Source organism: Janthinobacterium sp. 1L-D-8-B-C4 (assembly GCF_057291295.1).
Genome location: NZ_JBXAVX010000017.1, coordinates 46,786 through 62,662 on the forward strand (window position 1 = coordinate 46,786; position 15,877 = coordinate 62,662).

The 15,877-nt window shown below is 56.4% G+C and carries 11 protein-coding genes; 9 read left to right on the plus strand and 2 right to left on the minus strand.

The genetic code is table 11. The annotated features are described in order from the left end of the window. Positions 1 to 9: 9 nt before the first annotated feature. Entirely contained in the window at positions 10 to 915 is a 906-nt protein-coding gene (locus tag AC0Z42_RS24615; protein WP_485470777.1) for a helix-turn-helix domain-containing protein, read from the plus strand. A 147-nt stretch (positions 916 to 1,062) separates the two neighbouring features. Here the strand turns inward: AC0Z42_RS24615 and AC0Z42_RS24620 are convergent, their stop codons facing one another. Continuing rightward, positions 1,063 to 2,931 carry a hybrid sensor histidine kinase/response regulator gene (locus AC0Z42_RS24620; protein ID WP_485470778.1) on the minus strand — a complete coding sequence of 623 codons (1,869 nt, stop codon included), beginning with the start codon at positions 2,929 to 2,931 and terminating at the stop codon, positions 1,063 to 1,065. Then, a complete protein-coding gene (locus AC0Z42_RS24625) occupies positions 2,928 to 3,434 on the minus strand; it encodes a putative pterin-binding protein (RefSeq protein ID WP_485470779.1) in 507 nt (168 codons plus the stop codon). The genes AC0Z42_RS24620 and AC0Z42_RS24625 overlap by 4 nt, the downstream gene beginning before the upstream one ends. A 1,006-nt stretch (positions 3,435 to 4,440) precedes the next feature. Between AC0Z42_RS24625 and AC0Z42_RS24630 the strand changes: the two genes are divergently transcribed. The 8 genes from AC0Z42_RS24630 (at position 4,441) to AC0Z42_RS24665 (ending at position 15,557) form a co-directional block, all read left to right on the plus strand. Next, complete coding sequence (locus AC0Z42_RS24630; RefSeq protein ID WP_485470780.1) at positions 4,441 to 4,986, plus strand: hypothetical protein; 546 nt, start codon at positions 4,441 to 4,443, stop codon at positions 4,984 to 4,986. A gap of 118 nt (positions 4,987 to 5,104) precedes the next feature. Next, positions 5,105 to 5,476, plus strand: coding sequence for a TrfB-related DNA-binding protein (locus tag AC0Z42_RS24635; protein WP_485470781.1), 372 nt, complete (start codon positions 5,105 to 5,107; stop codon positions 5,474 to 5,476). Between the two features lie 596 nt (positions 5,477 to 6,072). Continuing rightward, complete coding sequence (locus tag AC0Z42_RS24640; protein ID WP_308925948.1) at positions 6,073 to 7,269, plus strand: ParA family protein; 1,197 nt, start codon at positions 6,073 to 6,075, stop codon at positions 7,267 to 7,269. Continuing rightward, the gene (locus tag AC0Z42_RS24645) at positions 7,266 to 8,417 is read left to right on the plus strand and encodes a ParB/RepB/Spo0J family partition protein (protein WP_485470782.1); all 1,152 of its coding nucleotides are present in this window, start codon (positions 7,266 to 7,268) and stop codon (positions 8,415 to 8,417) included. Before AC0Z42_RS24640 ends, AC0Z42_RS24645 begins: the two co-directional genes overlap by 4 nt. A 327-nt stretch (positions 8,418 to 8,744) precedes the next feature. Then, positions 8,745 to 9,959, plus strand: a complete 1,215-nt coding sequence (locus tag AC0Z42_RS24650) for a replication initiation protein (protein ID WP_485470783.1) — start codon at positions 8,745 to 8,747, stop codon at positions 9,957 to 9,959. A 299-nt stretch (positions 9,960 to 10,258) separates the two neighbouring features. Continuing rightward, positions 10,259 to 11,008, plus strand: coding sequence for a translesion DNA synthesis-associated protein ImuA (imuA, locus tag AC0Z42_RS24655; protein WP_485470784.1), 750 nt, complete (start codon positions 10,259 to 10,261; stop codon positions 11,006 to 11,008). Further along, the gene (locus AC0Z42_RS24660; RefSeq protein ID WP_485470801.1) at positions 10,935 to 12,407 is read left to right on the plus strand and encodes a Y-family DNA polymerase; all 1,473 of its coding nucleotides are present in this window, start codon (positions 10,935 to 10,937) and stop codon (positions 12,405 to 12,407) included. Before imuA ends, AC0Z42_RS24660 begins: the two co-directional genes overlap by 74 nt. Before the next feature lie 3 nt (positions 12,408 to 12,410). Next, entirely contained in the window at positions 12,411 to 15,557 is a 3,147-nt protein-coding gene (locus AC0Z42_RS24665; protein ID WP_485470785.1) for an error-prone DNA polymerase, read from the plus strand. The last annotated feature ends 320 nt before the right edge of the window (positions 15,558 to 15,877 follow it).

Here is a 15,877-nt window from a genome sequence, read left to right on the forward strand (position 1 = left end):
GTTGGGCATATGAAGATTTCGCGCGCGAAATTAACAGGCCACGCGTTCCACTACATCGAGAAAAAAATGCACCTGAGCGAGCAGCCGGATAATTCAAATTCAATCCTGACGGCAGTGAAGGGGTTGATGTTTCGCAACGGGGTGAGTGATCGCCAGCAAAGCAGAAAGTTGGCGGAAATCCTGAACCTGAGCTACTCGCAGGCACATCGGAAGCTGAATGGCGGAGTCGACTGGACGATCGGCCAACTGCAGATCGTCGCCGACTATTTTGGTGAATCCTTATCCGTCATCGGGCTGGGAGGGGGAGAAGACAGCAACAGTGGCGTGGCCCATCGGGCCACGGTAACGCTTGGCCAGGAGTGCATGCAGTATCCCTGCCTGGTCTGGGTCGGCGAGCCACTGGGAGCAAATGCCAGGGTTGATTTTGTAGCGCTGCGCGACGGCGATAATTGGTCAGTGATGGAGGCCACGCGACTCACAGATAATCGGCCGCGATACCGGGTAAACAAGCTGGAGCTGGAAGTGAGGCAGCCGCCGGCGCCCACCGTGGCGATCGTCGATGATGAAGCGGGTTTCGCGGATAATCTGTGTGAATTCCTCAATGACAGCGGTTTCCAGGCCTTCGCCTTTTACACCCCGGTCTCGCTTGAACGCGCCATGGAAGAGAGAGACTTCGACGGCTACATCATTGACTGGATATTGGGCGAGCGGACCGCTGAGAACCTGATCCGCAAGATCCGAACCTCCACTAGCCAAGAGGTCCCAGTCTACTTGCTGACCGGCGAAATAGTCACTGGCTTGGTTGACGAATCGGAGGCCGCTAGGGTGATCAAGCAATTTGGCGTGCAGTGGAAGGAAAAACCGATCAGGATGGCGACCTTTGCCGCAGAGCTTCAAAAAACCTTGGGCGTATGACTACGCCAGTGGAGGCCAAGGTCAGGTTGAGATGTCGTGCCATTGCAGGACTTCCAGTTGCCTGCAAGGCAGAGATGGTGTCACGGGCCTCCATCGGCGATGCTTACCCGGGGAACAAGCAGCCACATCACCAAGTCAAGGCATTGATTAGCAAAAACGCGCCCTGTTCGCTTGCTTGCAAGCGGTATGAACCTCACTGCCTGGTTCGTTAGTATTGTCGATGATGAGAACCTCAGCCATGATCTGGCGTAGCGTGGCAAGGCGAACAGGCTTCGCGACATGGGCTGTAAAATACACCCATTGCACCGGCGTGCCGGCATCAGGTGAATACGCGCTGAGGGCGACGATTGGAATCGCTTGATTGTCGCCAGGCGTGGCCCTGACGGTTGCCGCGACCTCGAACCCATCCATGCCTGGCATGCTGATGTCCAACAAGATGGCGTCGTAAGCGTGTGTGGCCAGCTTCTGCAGGGCGACGTTGCCGCTGTCCGCCACATCCGCCACGTAGCCGATTTCGGAAAGGATTTCTTGCATCGAGATGCGTACCTCCGCATTGTCGTCGACCAATAGTATCCGTTGTCGTGCCGGCGCCTCATTCTGAACCTGTTGGGCGGTGCCGGCATCGTTTGCCAGCACCTCCACCGGCAACTCCACCGCGAAGCGGGTACCGCGGCCGGGCATCGATTGCACGTCGATCCGACCGCCGAAAAGCTCGACCAGGCGGCGGACGATGGCCAGGCCCATGCCGGCACCGTCGTACTTGCGGGTCCTGCTCTGGTCGAGCTGAGTAAACGGCTCAAATAGCGTAGGCAGCTTTTCCTCACTGATACCAGGTCCCGTGTCTTCGACCATCAGGCGTAACAGCGGCTGCGCGCCGTCGATGATGTCGAGCGAAACCTGAATGCGACCGCTTGGCGTGTACTTGATGGCGTTGGTGATTAAATTGGCCGCGATCTGTTCGATGCGGCGCGCGTCAGATGCAACCAACGATACACTTCGCTTGCGCCGTATGACGAGGTCAAGGTTCTTGCGTTGTGCCACCTCCTGAAACTCGTTGACCACCCTGTCCAGCAATTCGCCTGGATCGAACTCGATGCGCCGCAGCGCCAACTTGCCGGCGCCGAGCCTCGCGTAATCGGTCAGGTCTTCCATTTGCACCTCCAGTCGCTCGGCCGCTGCCAGGAGCCGGTTGACCACGACGATATCCCGCTCATTTTTCATGCGCTTGACCAACAGGTCGATCGAGGACATGATCGTCTGCAAGGGCGTCTTCAATTCGTGGCTGAGGGTACCGAGGATGGTGTTTTTCGTGAAGACAGCTTCGGCAAGCGCCTCCTCTGCTCGCCGCTCCGCCAGCAAGGAGGCCTCATTTTGCAGCGTCAGTTTCTTGGAACGATAGAAGTTCAACATGAGCAGTCCTGCGCCGACGAGAAACATAATCCACAACACCATAACCAACGCATACAGCTTGCTGCGCTTATCGGTGAAGTCGGCCAGCGTCGCTTCGCGTTGCTTCATCTCTGCAAACCGAACGGCGTTCGAGAGCGTGCTGACGGTGTCGCGGATTTCGTCGAAGCGTCCAACAAGTTTGCTGACTGTGGCGGGCCGGGTACGGAGCAGATCGATATCGGCATCGGCGTCAGCCATGAACATGCCGAGCTTGTCGACCGATTCCCGGTACAGCGGGACACTGTTGACGAAAAAGGCGGTCAAGGTGGACTCGCTGGCCAGGATTTGGTATTTTGACTGCAGGACCTGCTGACGCAGCTTGAGCGTGTCGACGTTCGTATCCAAGCCCGAAGCGAAGCGCACGATCTGGTTGTCGAGCCGCTCGAAATGGATCTGGTACTGGGCGACGGTCCAGTAATAGCCCTCTTTTGGCCCTGCGGTTGCAATGAACTGTGTCGGCGATACAAGCAGTCCATAGCTGTAATAGCCGATTATTCCGGTGGCAACGATGCTAGTGGCCAAAAACACTACAAACTTGGCCCAGGTTTCACGGATCAGCGCAATCATTTAAACTCAATTCGGTTAACCTGCCAGATAAATTTGGCTTCGGCCGTAGGGGTGCTCAACTCATGAGGATACTTGTCCCTCGGATAAATGATGAAGTATGGCCCAAAACCGTTGCGCAGCAGGGGCTGGCCATTCATGTATCGTGCAATGATAACGCCATATTTTCTGAAATCTGACACCGGTATGCGCACTGAGTAATCGTCCAGCGCATATACCATTGCGTAGCTTCCCTGGGCCCCGGCCGCCTGCATCAAATCCTCCATCTTCACGCCCGAGAATCTGGCCACCGGAGTCCACGATGTCGCCGTAGTGATGGAATATTGTGGCAAGGCTTGGAACTGCGTCGGCGTCAACTGGAACAGGCGCCTGGCAGGATCGCTGAAGTTCGTGATGCTGCCGACGACTTCAAGCGTCACCATGCGCTCGGCGCCGGCAGTGGCAGTGGCAGTGATTATTCCGGCTGCCAAATACAGACCACCCAAGAAGCTGAAGATCATGCCCATCTAATCACCTTTGGTTATGTATTGCAATAAAAGTAACCTAGCATTAATAGCAATAACGTCGGTTCCAAAAGTACCATATTGAGATGGGTAACAATAGTTTCTGAGGAGTTTGCATGAGCTAGGTTAAGCCACGTTGTTGATCGTTCTAGTACCTAAGTTTTCGATCCCGCAATTTATTCGACGCGATTCAAAAATCTATCTTGAGCACATGCATCCACCTTCGCGCGCGGAAGTCGGCCAGGACTATCCGGAGGTTGTGGCTTTCAACAGTCGCTTGCGCTATGCAGCCGGCCGCTCCCGGCCAACCCCGACGCTGGCAGCACGGGCCGTAGTACCCCACTCGTCGCTGCCTGATACCAAAGTCCCCTTCCCTCCGCCCTCCCATGGCAGGGAGCGAGGAAGTCCGAGCAAGAGGATCATGTGGACAACACCATCTATGAATTGAATTTCTGGCTCTGCCCGGTTTTGCTCCCCCGACGGAGGTAGGTCGACGAAGCCGGCCACTACCGGTGCTCACTTCGATTACGTCTGCCCGCTGCGAGTGGCGGGTTGGAGTTGACAAAATTAACGTCGAGCAACACCTACTTACAGAAAAACACAGTTGGTTTGACGAGGGAGAGTTCCGAGCCAACTGGGAACATCTGGTTGCCAATGTGGACCGCTGCCTTCGTTCGGCTTTGACCATTGGCATGGAACGAATGGTCAAGGGTGAACGAGATGGTTGACCAGGCTGATCGCACCCGGCATGAGATGTCAGCGGTTGCGCGCTTCGCGCTGCAGACAGCGTCTCATTGCCTTGGCAGCAATGCGGTTGTCGTGCGAATTATCCAAGTCAAAACAAGGCCGGATTTATCCGACATCAAAGTTTTATCTATTGATGGTCAATAGACGATGTATTACTATTGATTGAAATTGCACTTGATGGTGTTATCTGGAATGTTGAGATTGTTGTTTGTTGGTTATCATCAACACACCATGAGTGATCCGAACTTTAGGAGCGTAAGCCATGAAGCCAAGGATTGAAGGGGAAAAACCTGTTGCGCATCCTCAGCAGAAATCAGCAGCGAAGCTCATTCAAGTCGCCGCGTCGCCAGCCGAAGCCGACGCTGGCCAAGGAAACGCCGCTGAACACCGCCGCGGTGTCGAAGACCCGGTGTCCGCAGGTCCTGCTACCGGTGAATCAAAAGGTACCGTAACAAAGCTTCGCACCACGCCACGCACTATTGCGATCGAAGATGCAACAACGGTCGCCGCCGGTGAGCGCACGGTCAAGGGGGAGCAGCTCTATGCTCAGCGTGCAGAGTTATTCGAAAATGGCCGCTATAACGAAGACTGTTTCAAGCGTTTGCAATTACTGATGAGGGAGGCAGGCCACACTTCTGACGCGCAGGAGTGGGCGATGTGGGCTGGTTTCCTTGAGATGGTGCTGCCGCTGCTTGAACGCCTGGGGGATGCACGCTCCCGGGCCTACTTGCAACATCTTTTGGGTGATTTGAGGGGCAGCACTGCCGCAAAACTGCGGCAGAAAATGCACCCGGATGCTGACTCGTAAGATCGCACAAAGTAAGGTGTGAGGATGCCTGACATGCCGACTGGCCTGACGTCCGTAACGCATTCTAAGAAAACTGCGGCCGGTATCGGCCGACCATTCATGCATTTTGGAGAGCACAATGAAATTATCACGTCTTGCTGCAGACGACTTTGCCCGGATTGCAACCAGGACGAAGAAGATGGGAGTCGATGCATTGAGCATGGCAAGCGGCGTGTTGGTGAATCAGCGCTCCCTGCCTGAGTTGGCTAAAGAATATGATGTCTCCAAGCAGCGTGTGCATCTCGCTGTTGAGACTATCCGCAAGGAGTATGCGGCAGGAAAAGAGGAATGCGGCTGGATGAACGTCGAGCTGGAACTGCCGCATGCCTTGGCGCACGCGCTCGCGCAGTTCGCTGTCGCACTGCACGACCAACCCGACGAGAGCGCGAGACAAGCCGCCATCGTGAAAGTTTGCCGAGCGCTTACCTCGGCGGAGAAACTGCTCAACTGAGGGGGCCAGGTAATTGTCGTAGCCCCCTCTCTATGTTTCGCGGGTTACCGAGTTTTGATTGTGTTGCCTCACCGTTCGCCGACGCAGACGGCGGGCGCACACCGAGATCGACTCGCTGATTGAAAGCGCCAGGCGCTTGCCACTAACGCTGATTACCTGGTAAGTCGGATGGACGAATTGTTGCCCTGCCTCTGTTTCATGCAGCTTCCCTCGTCCTGGTCGAGCGTGCGTTACCCGCGAAACCCTTGCACAGGATAATTTGAGATGCCCGGCTCTGCGCAGCGATATGCATGAGAGGAGGAAACGTGAGGCGGGTGCTTGTACTTGGAGTGCTGGGATCTGCGGGGTCGACATTGAGTAGACAACGACGATGGAGCACTTTTTTCTTTTTCATGCCAAAAATGAAATTATTTTGGCTGAGCTGTAGTAAAAATTTGAGCAAAATCGTCGTCAATGCAATATTTTTCTTGTAAACCTAGAAAAGTTATATACGTTCTGAACTGTAAACGTTAATATTCGGTCGCCTCATCGCTTTTTGATTTTTTTGGCGAAAAGCGACGACGGCAACACAAACCACCAATCACTGAGGTAAGCGCATGTCCGCCAAACGAATTCTGCCTGCACGCAACGTCGTCGATATCGACGGCTTGATCCGCATCGCCGATCGCGCGGAGGCAACGCTGCTGCAACTGCGTGACGATCTGCTGGCGCCGTGGCCGCGCAAAACGTCCCCCATGATCTCGGGCACGCGCCTGGCACAAATGTGCCATATCGAACGTACGAAACTCAATCATCTGTGCAGCAAGGGCATCATACCACCCGGCCAACTGAAGGGTAATGGCCGCAGCCGCATGTTCACTCTGGCCGAGGCGCGCGCCATCGTACAGCAGATCGGCCCACACAAACGGCGGCCGGCCGGCACTTTGGGCCTTGTCGTCTGTTGCGGCAACTTCAAGGGCGGTGTGGGCAAGACCACCACCACCGTTGCAGTGGCGCAGGGTCTGACCTTGATGGGGCACAGTGTCTGCCTGGTCGATCTGGATCCGCAGGCATCGACCACCACGCTGATGGGATTTGTGCCCGATGCGGAGGTGAACGAGGAGATGACGGTCATGCCGGTTGTTTATGGCGACAAGGAAGATCTTCTTTACGCTGCACTGCCCAGTTACTGGGACGGCATTGATCTGATCCCATCGTCGCCGGATCTGTTTGGCGCCGACTATTACTTGCCGAACAAGCAGGCCAGCGATCCGACATTCCAGTTCTGGGACGTCCTGAACAAGGCCATGCAGCCGCTGCGCGAAAAATATGACGTGATCATTATCGACACGCCGCCCACCTTGTCGTATCTGGCACTGGCCAGCTTCATGGCTGCTGACGGCATGATTATCCCCCTGCCCCCGGAAACCCTGGACTATGCGTCGTCGACGCAATTTTTCCGGCAGTTTTCCGAGTTGTTCAATTCGATGCGGGAAGGCAAGCAGATCGACAAGGAATTCGAGTTCATCAAGATCGTGTTGTCGAAAGTGAAGTCGTCAGTGTCCATGACCGATATCGTCAAGACGTGGATCAAGCAGACCTATCCTGAGTTGCTGGGAACGGCCGAAATTCCGGAAACCGATCTGGTGAAAAACGCTTATGCGGAGTTCAAGACCATTTATGACCTTGAGAGCTATGACGGCAGCCAGCGCACTTACAACCGTGCGATAGAGGCGTTTAATGCGGTCGTCGCGGAACTCGACGTGTCCCTGCAGACATGCTGGGCGCACCGCGAAATGAAGGAAGCAGCATGAGTAAGAAAGACGACAAACGTCCACCGCGCGTCAACAAGTTGGCGGCACGGCTGCTTGGCCAGACGGCCAACCTGGAACGCAATGTCAGCGAGAATCCTCCGACACCGATCGCCAGTCAGCGCAATGTGACCATGCCCGGCCAGCTGGGCGCCTTCCGCATCGAGGCCCAGAAATACCAAGCCAAGATTGATGAACTGCAGCGGCAGCTCGACGCTGCGGTGGCCAAGCAGGCAGATGGCGGCTCGGATGAGGAGTCGGCAGAACTGCGCGCGCGCCTGGTGCAGTTGCAGGAAGCGAGCCAAGCCGAAGTCGAGGCGCTTAAAGCGGCACTGGACGAGGCAGCACTCAATACCGGCAAGCCTTTCGATGCGCCGGTAAGCCGGATCCGCAAGGTCGCCGGCCGCCAGCGCTTGTTGACTGAAGCCGAGAAAGAAGCGTTATACGCCAATCTCGACAATAACAAGCTGGTCACCCCGGTGACGCTGCGCCCTGCCCCGGATGGCGGGTATGAAGTGGTATCCGGACATAACCGATTTGATTTTTACGTCGATCGTGGTCGTGCAACCATCCCTGCCGTACTCGATCTATCGGACGACGAGTATGCGGACCGTGATGCCTTCTACGCCAATTTGCTGCACAACAGCCTGACAGATTATGCGAAGTATGTGGGTTTCAAGAAATTGCTGGCCGAGGATCAAACGCTGACTGTTGCCGATGTCGCGAAACATGCCGGCGTGCCTCGCACGACCGTTGCCAATCTGATGGTGTTTGATGAATTGCCAGCAACTGCAGTACCGCTGCTCGATGCCCATCCGGATAAGCTCGGTCGCAATGCTGCCGCCGAACTCGCCGCACTCCATGCCAAAGGCCATACCGAAGGAGTCATGCAGGCGATTGACGCGATTATCAGCGGCGCCGCCACGCAATCTCAGGGGGTAGCGATGGCAACCAGGTCCTCTCGGCGTGCGGTTGCCCCGCGCGTAGCGCCGGCGCCGGTGACCGTGCGCTCGGGACGCGCCACTTACTGCAAGGTTCAACAAGCCAAAAAAGTGCTGCGTCTTGAATTTGCCACCGATGTGGATGCGCAACTGGCAATGAGCGAGATTACCAAGGCGCTGCAAGTCCTGGCCGATGGCAGCAAGAAGTAACCGATAGATCAACGAAATATGAGGATTGCGATGAAGAGCTGATCTGAAACGCTAACAATTTGATGCCCTGAAAAGCAAAAGGCCCGGCGGGAACCGGGCCTCTTCTAATGCGCTGGCAGTGCCAAAACATAAATTACGTACTCTTCAGCCGTGATTTTAGTTCGGTGCTCAAGTCAGCGCAAGGGATTTTTTACGCCTGTCACTTGGCAACTGGAGCTCCCATGACAAATCATGGCCGAGGTGAGCATCTGCTCGCCCTAAAATTCGAGTGCTGTATCGGGCTTGCGCTACACGCTGGCACCGTTTTGCCACCCTTTGGGAACAAAGGTGAATAGCGTTGCCGAGCCCGATGTTCGATATTTCGAGCACGGTACCGCCCTGCACCGGGTGCTGCAAGAGGCGCCCTACATTCCGCGCTGCAGTGACAACAAAACGGCGACCCGTACTCGCCCCCGCGAGTACGCGGTGCGTTATCCGTACATGCAAATCAATCGGCCAGGCCTTGTCAGCTGGCTGATATTCGACCTCGACCATTCAAATTCGATGATCTGGGAGGACGCGGGCCTGCCGGCGCCAAATCTGATTGTGCGAAACCGCGCCTCCGGCAATAGCCACCTTTATTATGCGATTCCTCCGGTGTGCACGACCGAGGCCGCGCGCGACAAACCCATCGCCTTCATGAAGGCCGTCTACGCCGCATTTTCGGTGGCGCTGCATGCGGACCCCAATTTCCATTCAGGACCAGTGGCCAAGACACCTGGACATCCATGGTGGTCGACCGAAGAGTTACACAACTCCGTCTATGAATTGGGCGCCCTGGCCGATTATGTCGATCTGGCCGTGGCAGCGCCCTGGGCCAAGAACGTCAACGTTGACGACATTGCACACTCGCGTCACTGCCTGCTGTTCGAACATTTGCGCCACTACGCCTATTCCATCGTCAACCGCGAGAGGGAAAGCGGAAGCTACGACACGTTCGTGCGCTGGCTTGATCACAAGGCGCACGATTTGAACAGCTTCCGGGACAAAGGCTTTGAACAGGATCTGCCTGCATCCTCGCTGAGGGCGACAATTCGTTCGATTGCACGCTGGACATGGAACAAGTACACGGGAAGCGGCCGCTGCAAGCGCGGCATCATGCAGCTTGACCCAGAGCTGCCACTCCCGGCACGCCAAAGCCTGGCTGCAGAACGCACCCACAGCGAACGACAGAAGAGTACTGCGGATAGGATCCTTGCCGCCTGCAGGTTGTTGCTGCAACGCGGAGAGAGTCTTACCCAGATCGCGATCGGACGCATCGCTGGCGTGACCCGGCAGACGGTGGCCACCTATAAAGCACTCGTCGAGCACACCCGCCAAGCACTGAAAACCCCAGATGCACAGAACGCCGCAGCAGCCCCGGCGAATGTTAAGTTTGCTACACATCAGGTACCTGCAGTAGGGGTTGCTTTTTTGCAACTTGTCTCTCTTGTGCGTATTGAAGGCAGTTCCAGTGAGTCTTCTGTCATCGCCGTAAGCCCGCAGCGGGTTGAGGACGGATAAGTTCCTGTGGTGGTGCCATTCTGGGGTCTGGGTTGTGCTGTTTTCAGCAAGCAGTCGGTGATGGATACCTCTGCTGGGTTTCAGGATGTTGAATTGATGGGTTTTCAGGTTAACCGGGCGTGGCGACGGGGGTTTCGTCGGCGCGCAAGCAAGCGGGGAAGCCCGCGCGCGAAGGCAGCCCTTGGCGCTTTTTTATTCAGCGATGTTTTTTTAGCTGAAGCTGGCTATTGCGGAATCAAACAATCACGCATACACTGTACGTATATACAGTATTATGTTGATAACGATTGTGCTTTCTCATGGCTTTGCTCTGTTCTCAAGTCTGTTCTGAATTCTCCGCGGAGGTCACTGATCCCTTGGTGATTTCCCACGTTTGGCGTGCGAGTGAGTTGGCAGTGTCACATGACGTCAGTTGTTCATCGGGATATTCGTTGCTGGATGGAGAGTTACCTGGTGCTGGTTGGCCGCGTTCGTCGCTGATTGAGTTGCTTGTTCAGCAATCGGGTATCGGAGAGTTGCAGTTGCTTAAGCCCTTACTCGCCAAGCTATCGGATAAGCAAAGAATTGTATTGGTTCAGCCGCCTTATATTCCGCATTCGCTTGCGTTCAAGATATGGGGCATCGATGTTGGCCGATTGATATGGGTTCGGGCTCCCAGTACTGCGGACGCTCTGTGGACGACGGAACAAATACTAAAAAATGGTAGTTGTGGTGCGGTAGTGTTTTGGCAGAATCATATCCGCTCCGATTCCCTGCGTCGCTTGAATTTTGCGGCCCAGGGCGCGGAAACCTGGTTCTGGCTGATTCGTCCAATGGCGTGTGCAAGTGAAGCCTCGCCCGCGTCCCTTCGGCTGGGAGTTCGACCAGCGATGGGTGGTGTCCAGGTTGAGGTGTTAAAGCGACGTGGCCCTGTCTCCGATAAAACCCTATTTATTCCGCTTGCTGATATGCCTACTGGCCGTCACCCCTTGCATGATGAAAACGCCTCTGCTGTTAACTTTATACCTGCCGTTATTACCGCTCGAAACGCTGCGCCCGTCTTGGTCTGAGACAGGCCCTTATGTGGTGGTTGATGGTGGAAAAGTGCTGGTCGCTTCGGCAGAGGCGGCCAATGCTGGCGTGCGAGTTGGCATGCGCTCTGGTGGTGTGGCAACCATTGCACCTGGTGCGATCATGTTGGATCGCGATACAGAAAAGGAATCGCGTGCGCTCGATTCTATTGCGATGGCGATGCTGCAGTTCACGCCCGAAGTTGCGTTTACCGATGATTTCAGCCTGTTGCTTGATGTCGGCGCCAGTCTTGTGTTGTTTGGCGGTCCGCTTTCGTTGTGTCGGCGAGTACGCGATAGCATCCGCCGACTCGGCTTTACCGGGCAGCTGGGTGCGGCCCCGACGGCGGAAGGTGCCTGGCTGCTTGCCCACGTAAAGCCTGGCCGTCATGCTCCGCGTAGAAGGTGCGTGCAGTCGTCAACGTTGGCTTTCCGCCTCGACGCGTTACCCTGTTCACTTGTGCCATCGGCTGCGCCATTTCTTACCTGGTTCGATGGTATCGGCGCTAGTACGCTGAGCGATGTGCGGAAATTGCCTAGGACTGGGCTGCTACGGCGCACGAGCAAGCAGCTCTTGCATGTCCTCGACCGTGCGTATGGCGATATCGAAGAAATGCATCGTTGGATATCGGTGCCGGCGAAATTTTGCGCCCATATCGAAACCTTCGATCGCATCGAACATGCGGAAGCGTTGATGCATGGCGCCACGACATTGATTTTGCAGCTGACAGGTTGGCTCACTGCACGCCAATTGGCTGTGATTACGTTCAAGCTACAGCTGGTGCATGAACGTGGCCGCTCTGCGGTGTCGCCGACGCCTGTCGAAATCACGTTGGCCGAGCCGGCGTGGAAAGAGCCACACTTGTTAAGGCTGTTGAAGGAACGCCTGGCTAAGATCGAATTGAGTGCGCCGGTCATCGGCTTACGGCTGGAAGTGGTGCAGCTGGAAGCGATGCAGCCGCTGACCGATCAATTATTTCCGGAGCCAGGTGGTTCGTTGGCCGATTTCACACGCCTGCTGGAATTGTTGTCCTCCAGAGTAGGTCCGGACAACGTTTTGGTGCCGGTGCTGTCCCCGGATCATCGCCCCGAGCAGTGCAACAGCTGGGGGCCGGCCACGGCGAAAGTCATCTCTTCCACCGAAGTTGAACTGGTGTTGGATCGGCCGTGTTTTGTGCTGCCCAAGCCGATACAGCTGCTGACGCGCGACGAAAGGCCTTTTTATTTGAGCCCGCTCAGACTGATACGCGGACCCGAGCGGCTCGAGGCTGGCTGGTGGGATGCGCATTCGGTCGCGCGCGACTACTATGTTGCGCAAGGTACAGATGCGACGTGCTACTGGATTTATCTTGAGCGCACTGCGGATCGTCGCTGGTTTTTGCATGGACTGTACGCCTGACGGATGCGCGCCATGGCAATCGCCCTCCCCTCCTATGCCGAATTGCAGTGCGTGAGCCATTTTACGTTTTTGCATGGATCGTCCGCTCCCGAGCAACTGGTGCAGCGTGCCGCTGGTCTTGGCTATCACGCTCTGGCGATTACGGACGAATGCACGGTCGCTGGCGTGGTGAAGGCACATCTTGCCGCCAAGGAGGCTGGCCTTAAATTGCTGATCGGCAGCCAGATGGTGGTGACGCCGGAGGATGGCACACCGCCCTTCTCCCTGCTGATCCTGGCCATGAACCGCAATGGCTATGGCAACTTGTGCGAACTGATCACGGTCGCGCGCCGGCGCGCGAAAAAGGGCGAGTATCTTGTGCGGCCTCGCGATATCGCGGCGCCGCCGCCCGATTTGGCTGCGTTGCGAGGCATGCCTGATTGTCAGTTGATCCTGCTGCCACGTTATGGCGCGGGGCTCGACGTCATCGAGCGGCAGGGGGCTTGGTTGTTGCAATGTGCCGCTGGTCGTGCGCGGATCGCATTAACCCTGCACTTCCGGTCACGTGACCAGGCACACAAGGATATCGTCGCTGCTGTCGCTGCGCAGTTCGACTTGCCCGTGGTGGCTACCGGTGATGTGGTAATGCATGTGCGCTCGGCCAAGCCCCTGCAGGATACCATGACCGCAATCCGCCATGGCGTGCCGGTCGCACACTGTGGCTACCGGCTGGCGTCGAACGCCGAACAGCACCTGCGTTCAAGGGTTAGGCTGGGCAATTTATATTCGCGTGCCGCGCTCGAAGAGACGGTCCGCGTCGCAAATCTGTGTACATTTTCGCTCGAAGAGTTGCGTTACGAGTACCCGGTGGAGATTGTGCCTGAGGGGATGACGCCGAGTGGCTACTTACGGCAGCAGGCATACCTTGGCGCCCACTGGCGGTATCCGGCCGGCGTGCCGGCCGACGTCCAGTCTCTCATCGAGCGGGAGCTCGAACTGATTGCTGAGATGTCCTACGAAAGCTACTTTCTCACGGTCTACGATATCGTTCGCTTCGCGCGGGCCAACAAGATCCTGTGCCAGGGACGCGGTTCGGCGGCCAACAGCGCCGTGTGCTATTGCCTGGGCGTGACCGAGGTCGATCCATCGCGTGGCACTTTGCTGTTCGAACGATTTATTTCCAAGGAACGCAATGAGCCTCCCGACATTGACGTGGACTTCGAGCACCAGCGTCGCGAGGAGGTGATCCAGTATATCTATCAAAAGTATGGTCGGACCCGTGCGGCGCTCACGGCCGTTGTCATCAGCTATCGCCCGAAGAGCGTGTTACGCGATGTCGGCACGGCGCTCGGCGTTGATCTTTCCATTGTCGACAAGGTAGCGAAGGCCAACCACGGATGGGGAGGGCGGGCCGAACTGGCGGAACGCATGCACAGCTGCGGACTGGATCCCGAGTCCGACGTCGCCAGGAAGTGGGCTTTCCTGGCTGAGCACATGATGCGCTTTCCTCGTCACATGTCACAGCACCCTGGCGGTTTCGTCATTTCGCACAGCAAGCTGTCGCGTCTGGTACCGGTGGAAAATGCCAGCATGGAGGACCGCACTATCGTGCAGTGGGATAAGGACGATCTGGATGCGGTGGGTTTGTTAAAGATCGATATCTTGGCGTTGGGCATGTTGAGTGCCATGCGTCGCACACTGGAGCTGGTATCGGCCAGGCGCGGCGAGCGGTTTGAACTGGCCGATATTCCTAAAGAGGATGCGGCGACGTACGAGATGATCTGCCAGGCTGACACGGTCGGCGTGTTTCAGATCGAGAGCCGCGCCCAGATGTCGATGCTGCCGCGGCTGAAGCCTAAGACGTTTTACGATCTGGTGATCGAGGTGGCTATTATTCGCCCAGGTCCGATTCAAGGGGGGATGATCCATCCCTACTTGCGCCGACGCGAGGGAACCGATCCCGTGTCCTATCCCAGTGCGGAAATGGAGGCGGTGTTGTCGCGCACACTGGGCATTCCGATCTTTCAGGAACAAGTCATGCAGATCGCGATGGTCGCTGCCGGTTTCACGGCTGGCGAAGCAGATCAGCTGCGCCGTGCCATGGCTGCATGGAAGCGGAAAGGGGGCCTGGAGCAGTTCGAAGACAAGCTCAAAACAGGCATGGCGGCGCGGGGCTACAGCGACCATTTTGCTAATGGCATCATTGGCCAGATCCGGGGATTCGCCGAGTATGGTTTTCCGGAGTCGCATGCTGCCAGTTTTGCCTTGCTCGCCTATGCGTCGAGCTGGATGAAACGCCATGAGCCGGCCGCGTTTCTAGCCGCTCTGTTGAACAGCCAGCCAATGGGTTTTTATAGTCCGTCGCAACTGGTACAGGACGCGGTGCGTCATGGCGTCGAGGTGCGTGAGGTCGATATCAATATCAGCGGCTGGGAGGCCACGCTGGAGGTTTCGAGTGGCCCCCAACCTGCAGTACGCCTGGGACTCAACCTGATCCGGGGTATGGAGCGTGAAGCCGCCTGGCGCATCGAGGAGGCGAGGGCGGTGCGGCCGTTCAAGGATCTGCATGACTTGGGCGTACGCGCGACGCTCGATGCGGCCCAACTGAAGTTGCTGGCCAGTGCCAATGCGCTGTTGGAGATCAGCGGCAATCGCCGCCAGGCGATATGGAGTGCGGCGGGAAGCGTGCCTGACCGCGGACTATTACGGGAGGCGCACATCGTTGAGGAAGAATTGACGATTGCACCGGCCACAGAAGGGCAGGAGCTGGTGGCGGACTACCGCCATATGGGATTGACGCTGGGCCGTCATCCTCTCGCTCTATTACGTGAGCGTTTGCACGCGATGCGCTTTATGCCGGCGGAAATTTTGAATTTGTATGATGATGCGCGTCTCGCGCGTGGCTGCGGTTTAGTGACCGTGCGGCAGCGCCCGGAGACTGCGAAGGGCGTCGTGTTCTTGACGATTGAGGACGAGACAGGAAACGTGAACGTCATCGTCTGGCCGAGCCTTTTGGAGCAGCAGCGTCGAGAGGTGATGAGCGCGCGTCTGCTGGGCGTGTATGGTCAATGGCAGTGTGCGAACAATGTCAGGCACCTGGTGGCGAAACGGCTGGTGGATCTTACCCATCTGTTAGGGGATCTGGATACACGCAGTCGCAACTTTCATTGAGTCGGCTTTTTATTCCAACGGTTACTTAGATGCTTGGTAAATTTCAAACGTCATGCGTCGGCCAATTGTGCTTATGCGACTGCATATAAAATTGTAAGTATTTGATTTTATTGGGTGTTCTAGTAGAACATTCGTGTTTCCTGTTTTGATGAGCTTTCGCTCTTGGCGCCGACCAGTAGTGATTGCGTGCTTGGTTGTAATTTACATTCTGGTTCTCGATCTCTGTGAAAATCGGTTCGATGAATGGCGCCATGCAAGCCGATTTAAAATTATAAGCCTTTGATTTTATTAGATGTTCAAGTAGAACAACGTCGATTTCC

Bases quoted from the DNA above. Each gene is read 5' to 3' on its own strand.
- AC0Z42_RS24615 (WP_485470777.1), top strand. From the start codon at position 10: ATGAAGATTTCGCGCGCGAAATTAACAGGCCACGCGTTCCACTACATC.
- AC0Z42_RS24620 (WP_485470778.1), bottom strand. From the start codon at position 2,931: ATGATTGCGCTGATCCGTGAAACCTGGGCCAAGTTTGTAGTGTTTTTG.
- AC0Z42_RS24625 (WP_485470779.1), bottom strand. From the start codon at position 3,434: ATGGGCATGATCTTCAGCTTCTTGGGTGGTCTGTATTTGGCAGCCGGA.
- AC0Z42_RS24630 (WP_485470780.1), top strand. From the start codon at position 4,441: ATGAAGCCAAGGATTGAAGGGGAAAAACCTGTTGCGCATCCTCAGCAG.
- AC0Z42_RS24635 (WP_485470781.1), top strand. From the start codon at position 5,105: ATGAAATTATCACGTCTTGCTGCAGACGACTTTGCCCGGATTGCAACC.
- AC0Z42_RS24640 (WP_308925948.1), top strand. From the start codon at position 6,073: ATGTCCGCCAAACGAATTCTGCCTGCACGCAACGTCGTCGATATCGAC.
- AC0Z42_RS24645 (WP_485470782.1), top strand. From the start codon at position 7,266: ATGAGTAAGAAAGACGACAAACGTCCACCGCGCGTCAACAAGTTGGCG.
- imuA (WP_485470784.1), top strand. From the start codon at position 10,259: ATGGCTTTGCTCTGTTCTCAAGTCTGTTCTGAATTCTCCGCGGAGGTC.
- AC0Z42_RS24660 (WP_485470801.1), top strand. From the start codon at position 10,935: ATGAAAACGCCTCTGCTGTTAACTTTATACCTGCCGTTATTACCGCTC.
- AC0Z42_RS24665 (WP_485470785.1), top strand. From the start codon at position 12,411: ATGCGCGCCATGGCAATCGCCCTCCCCTCCTATGCCGAATTGCAGTGC.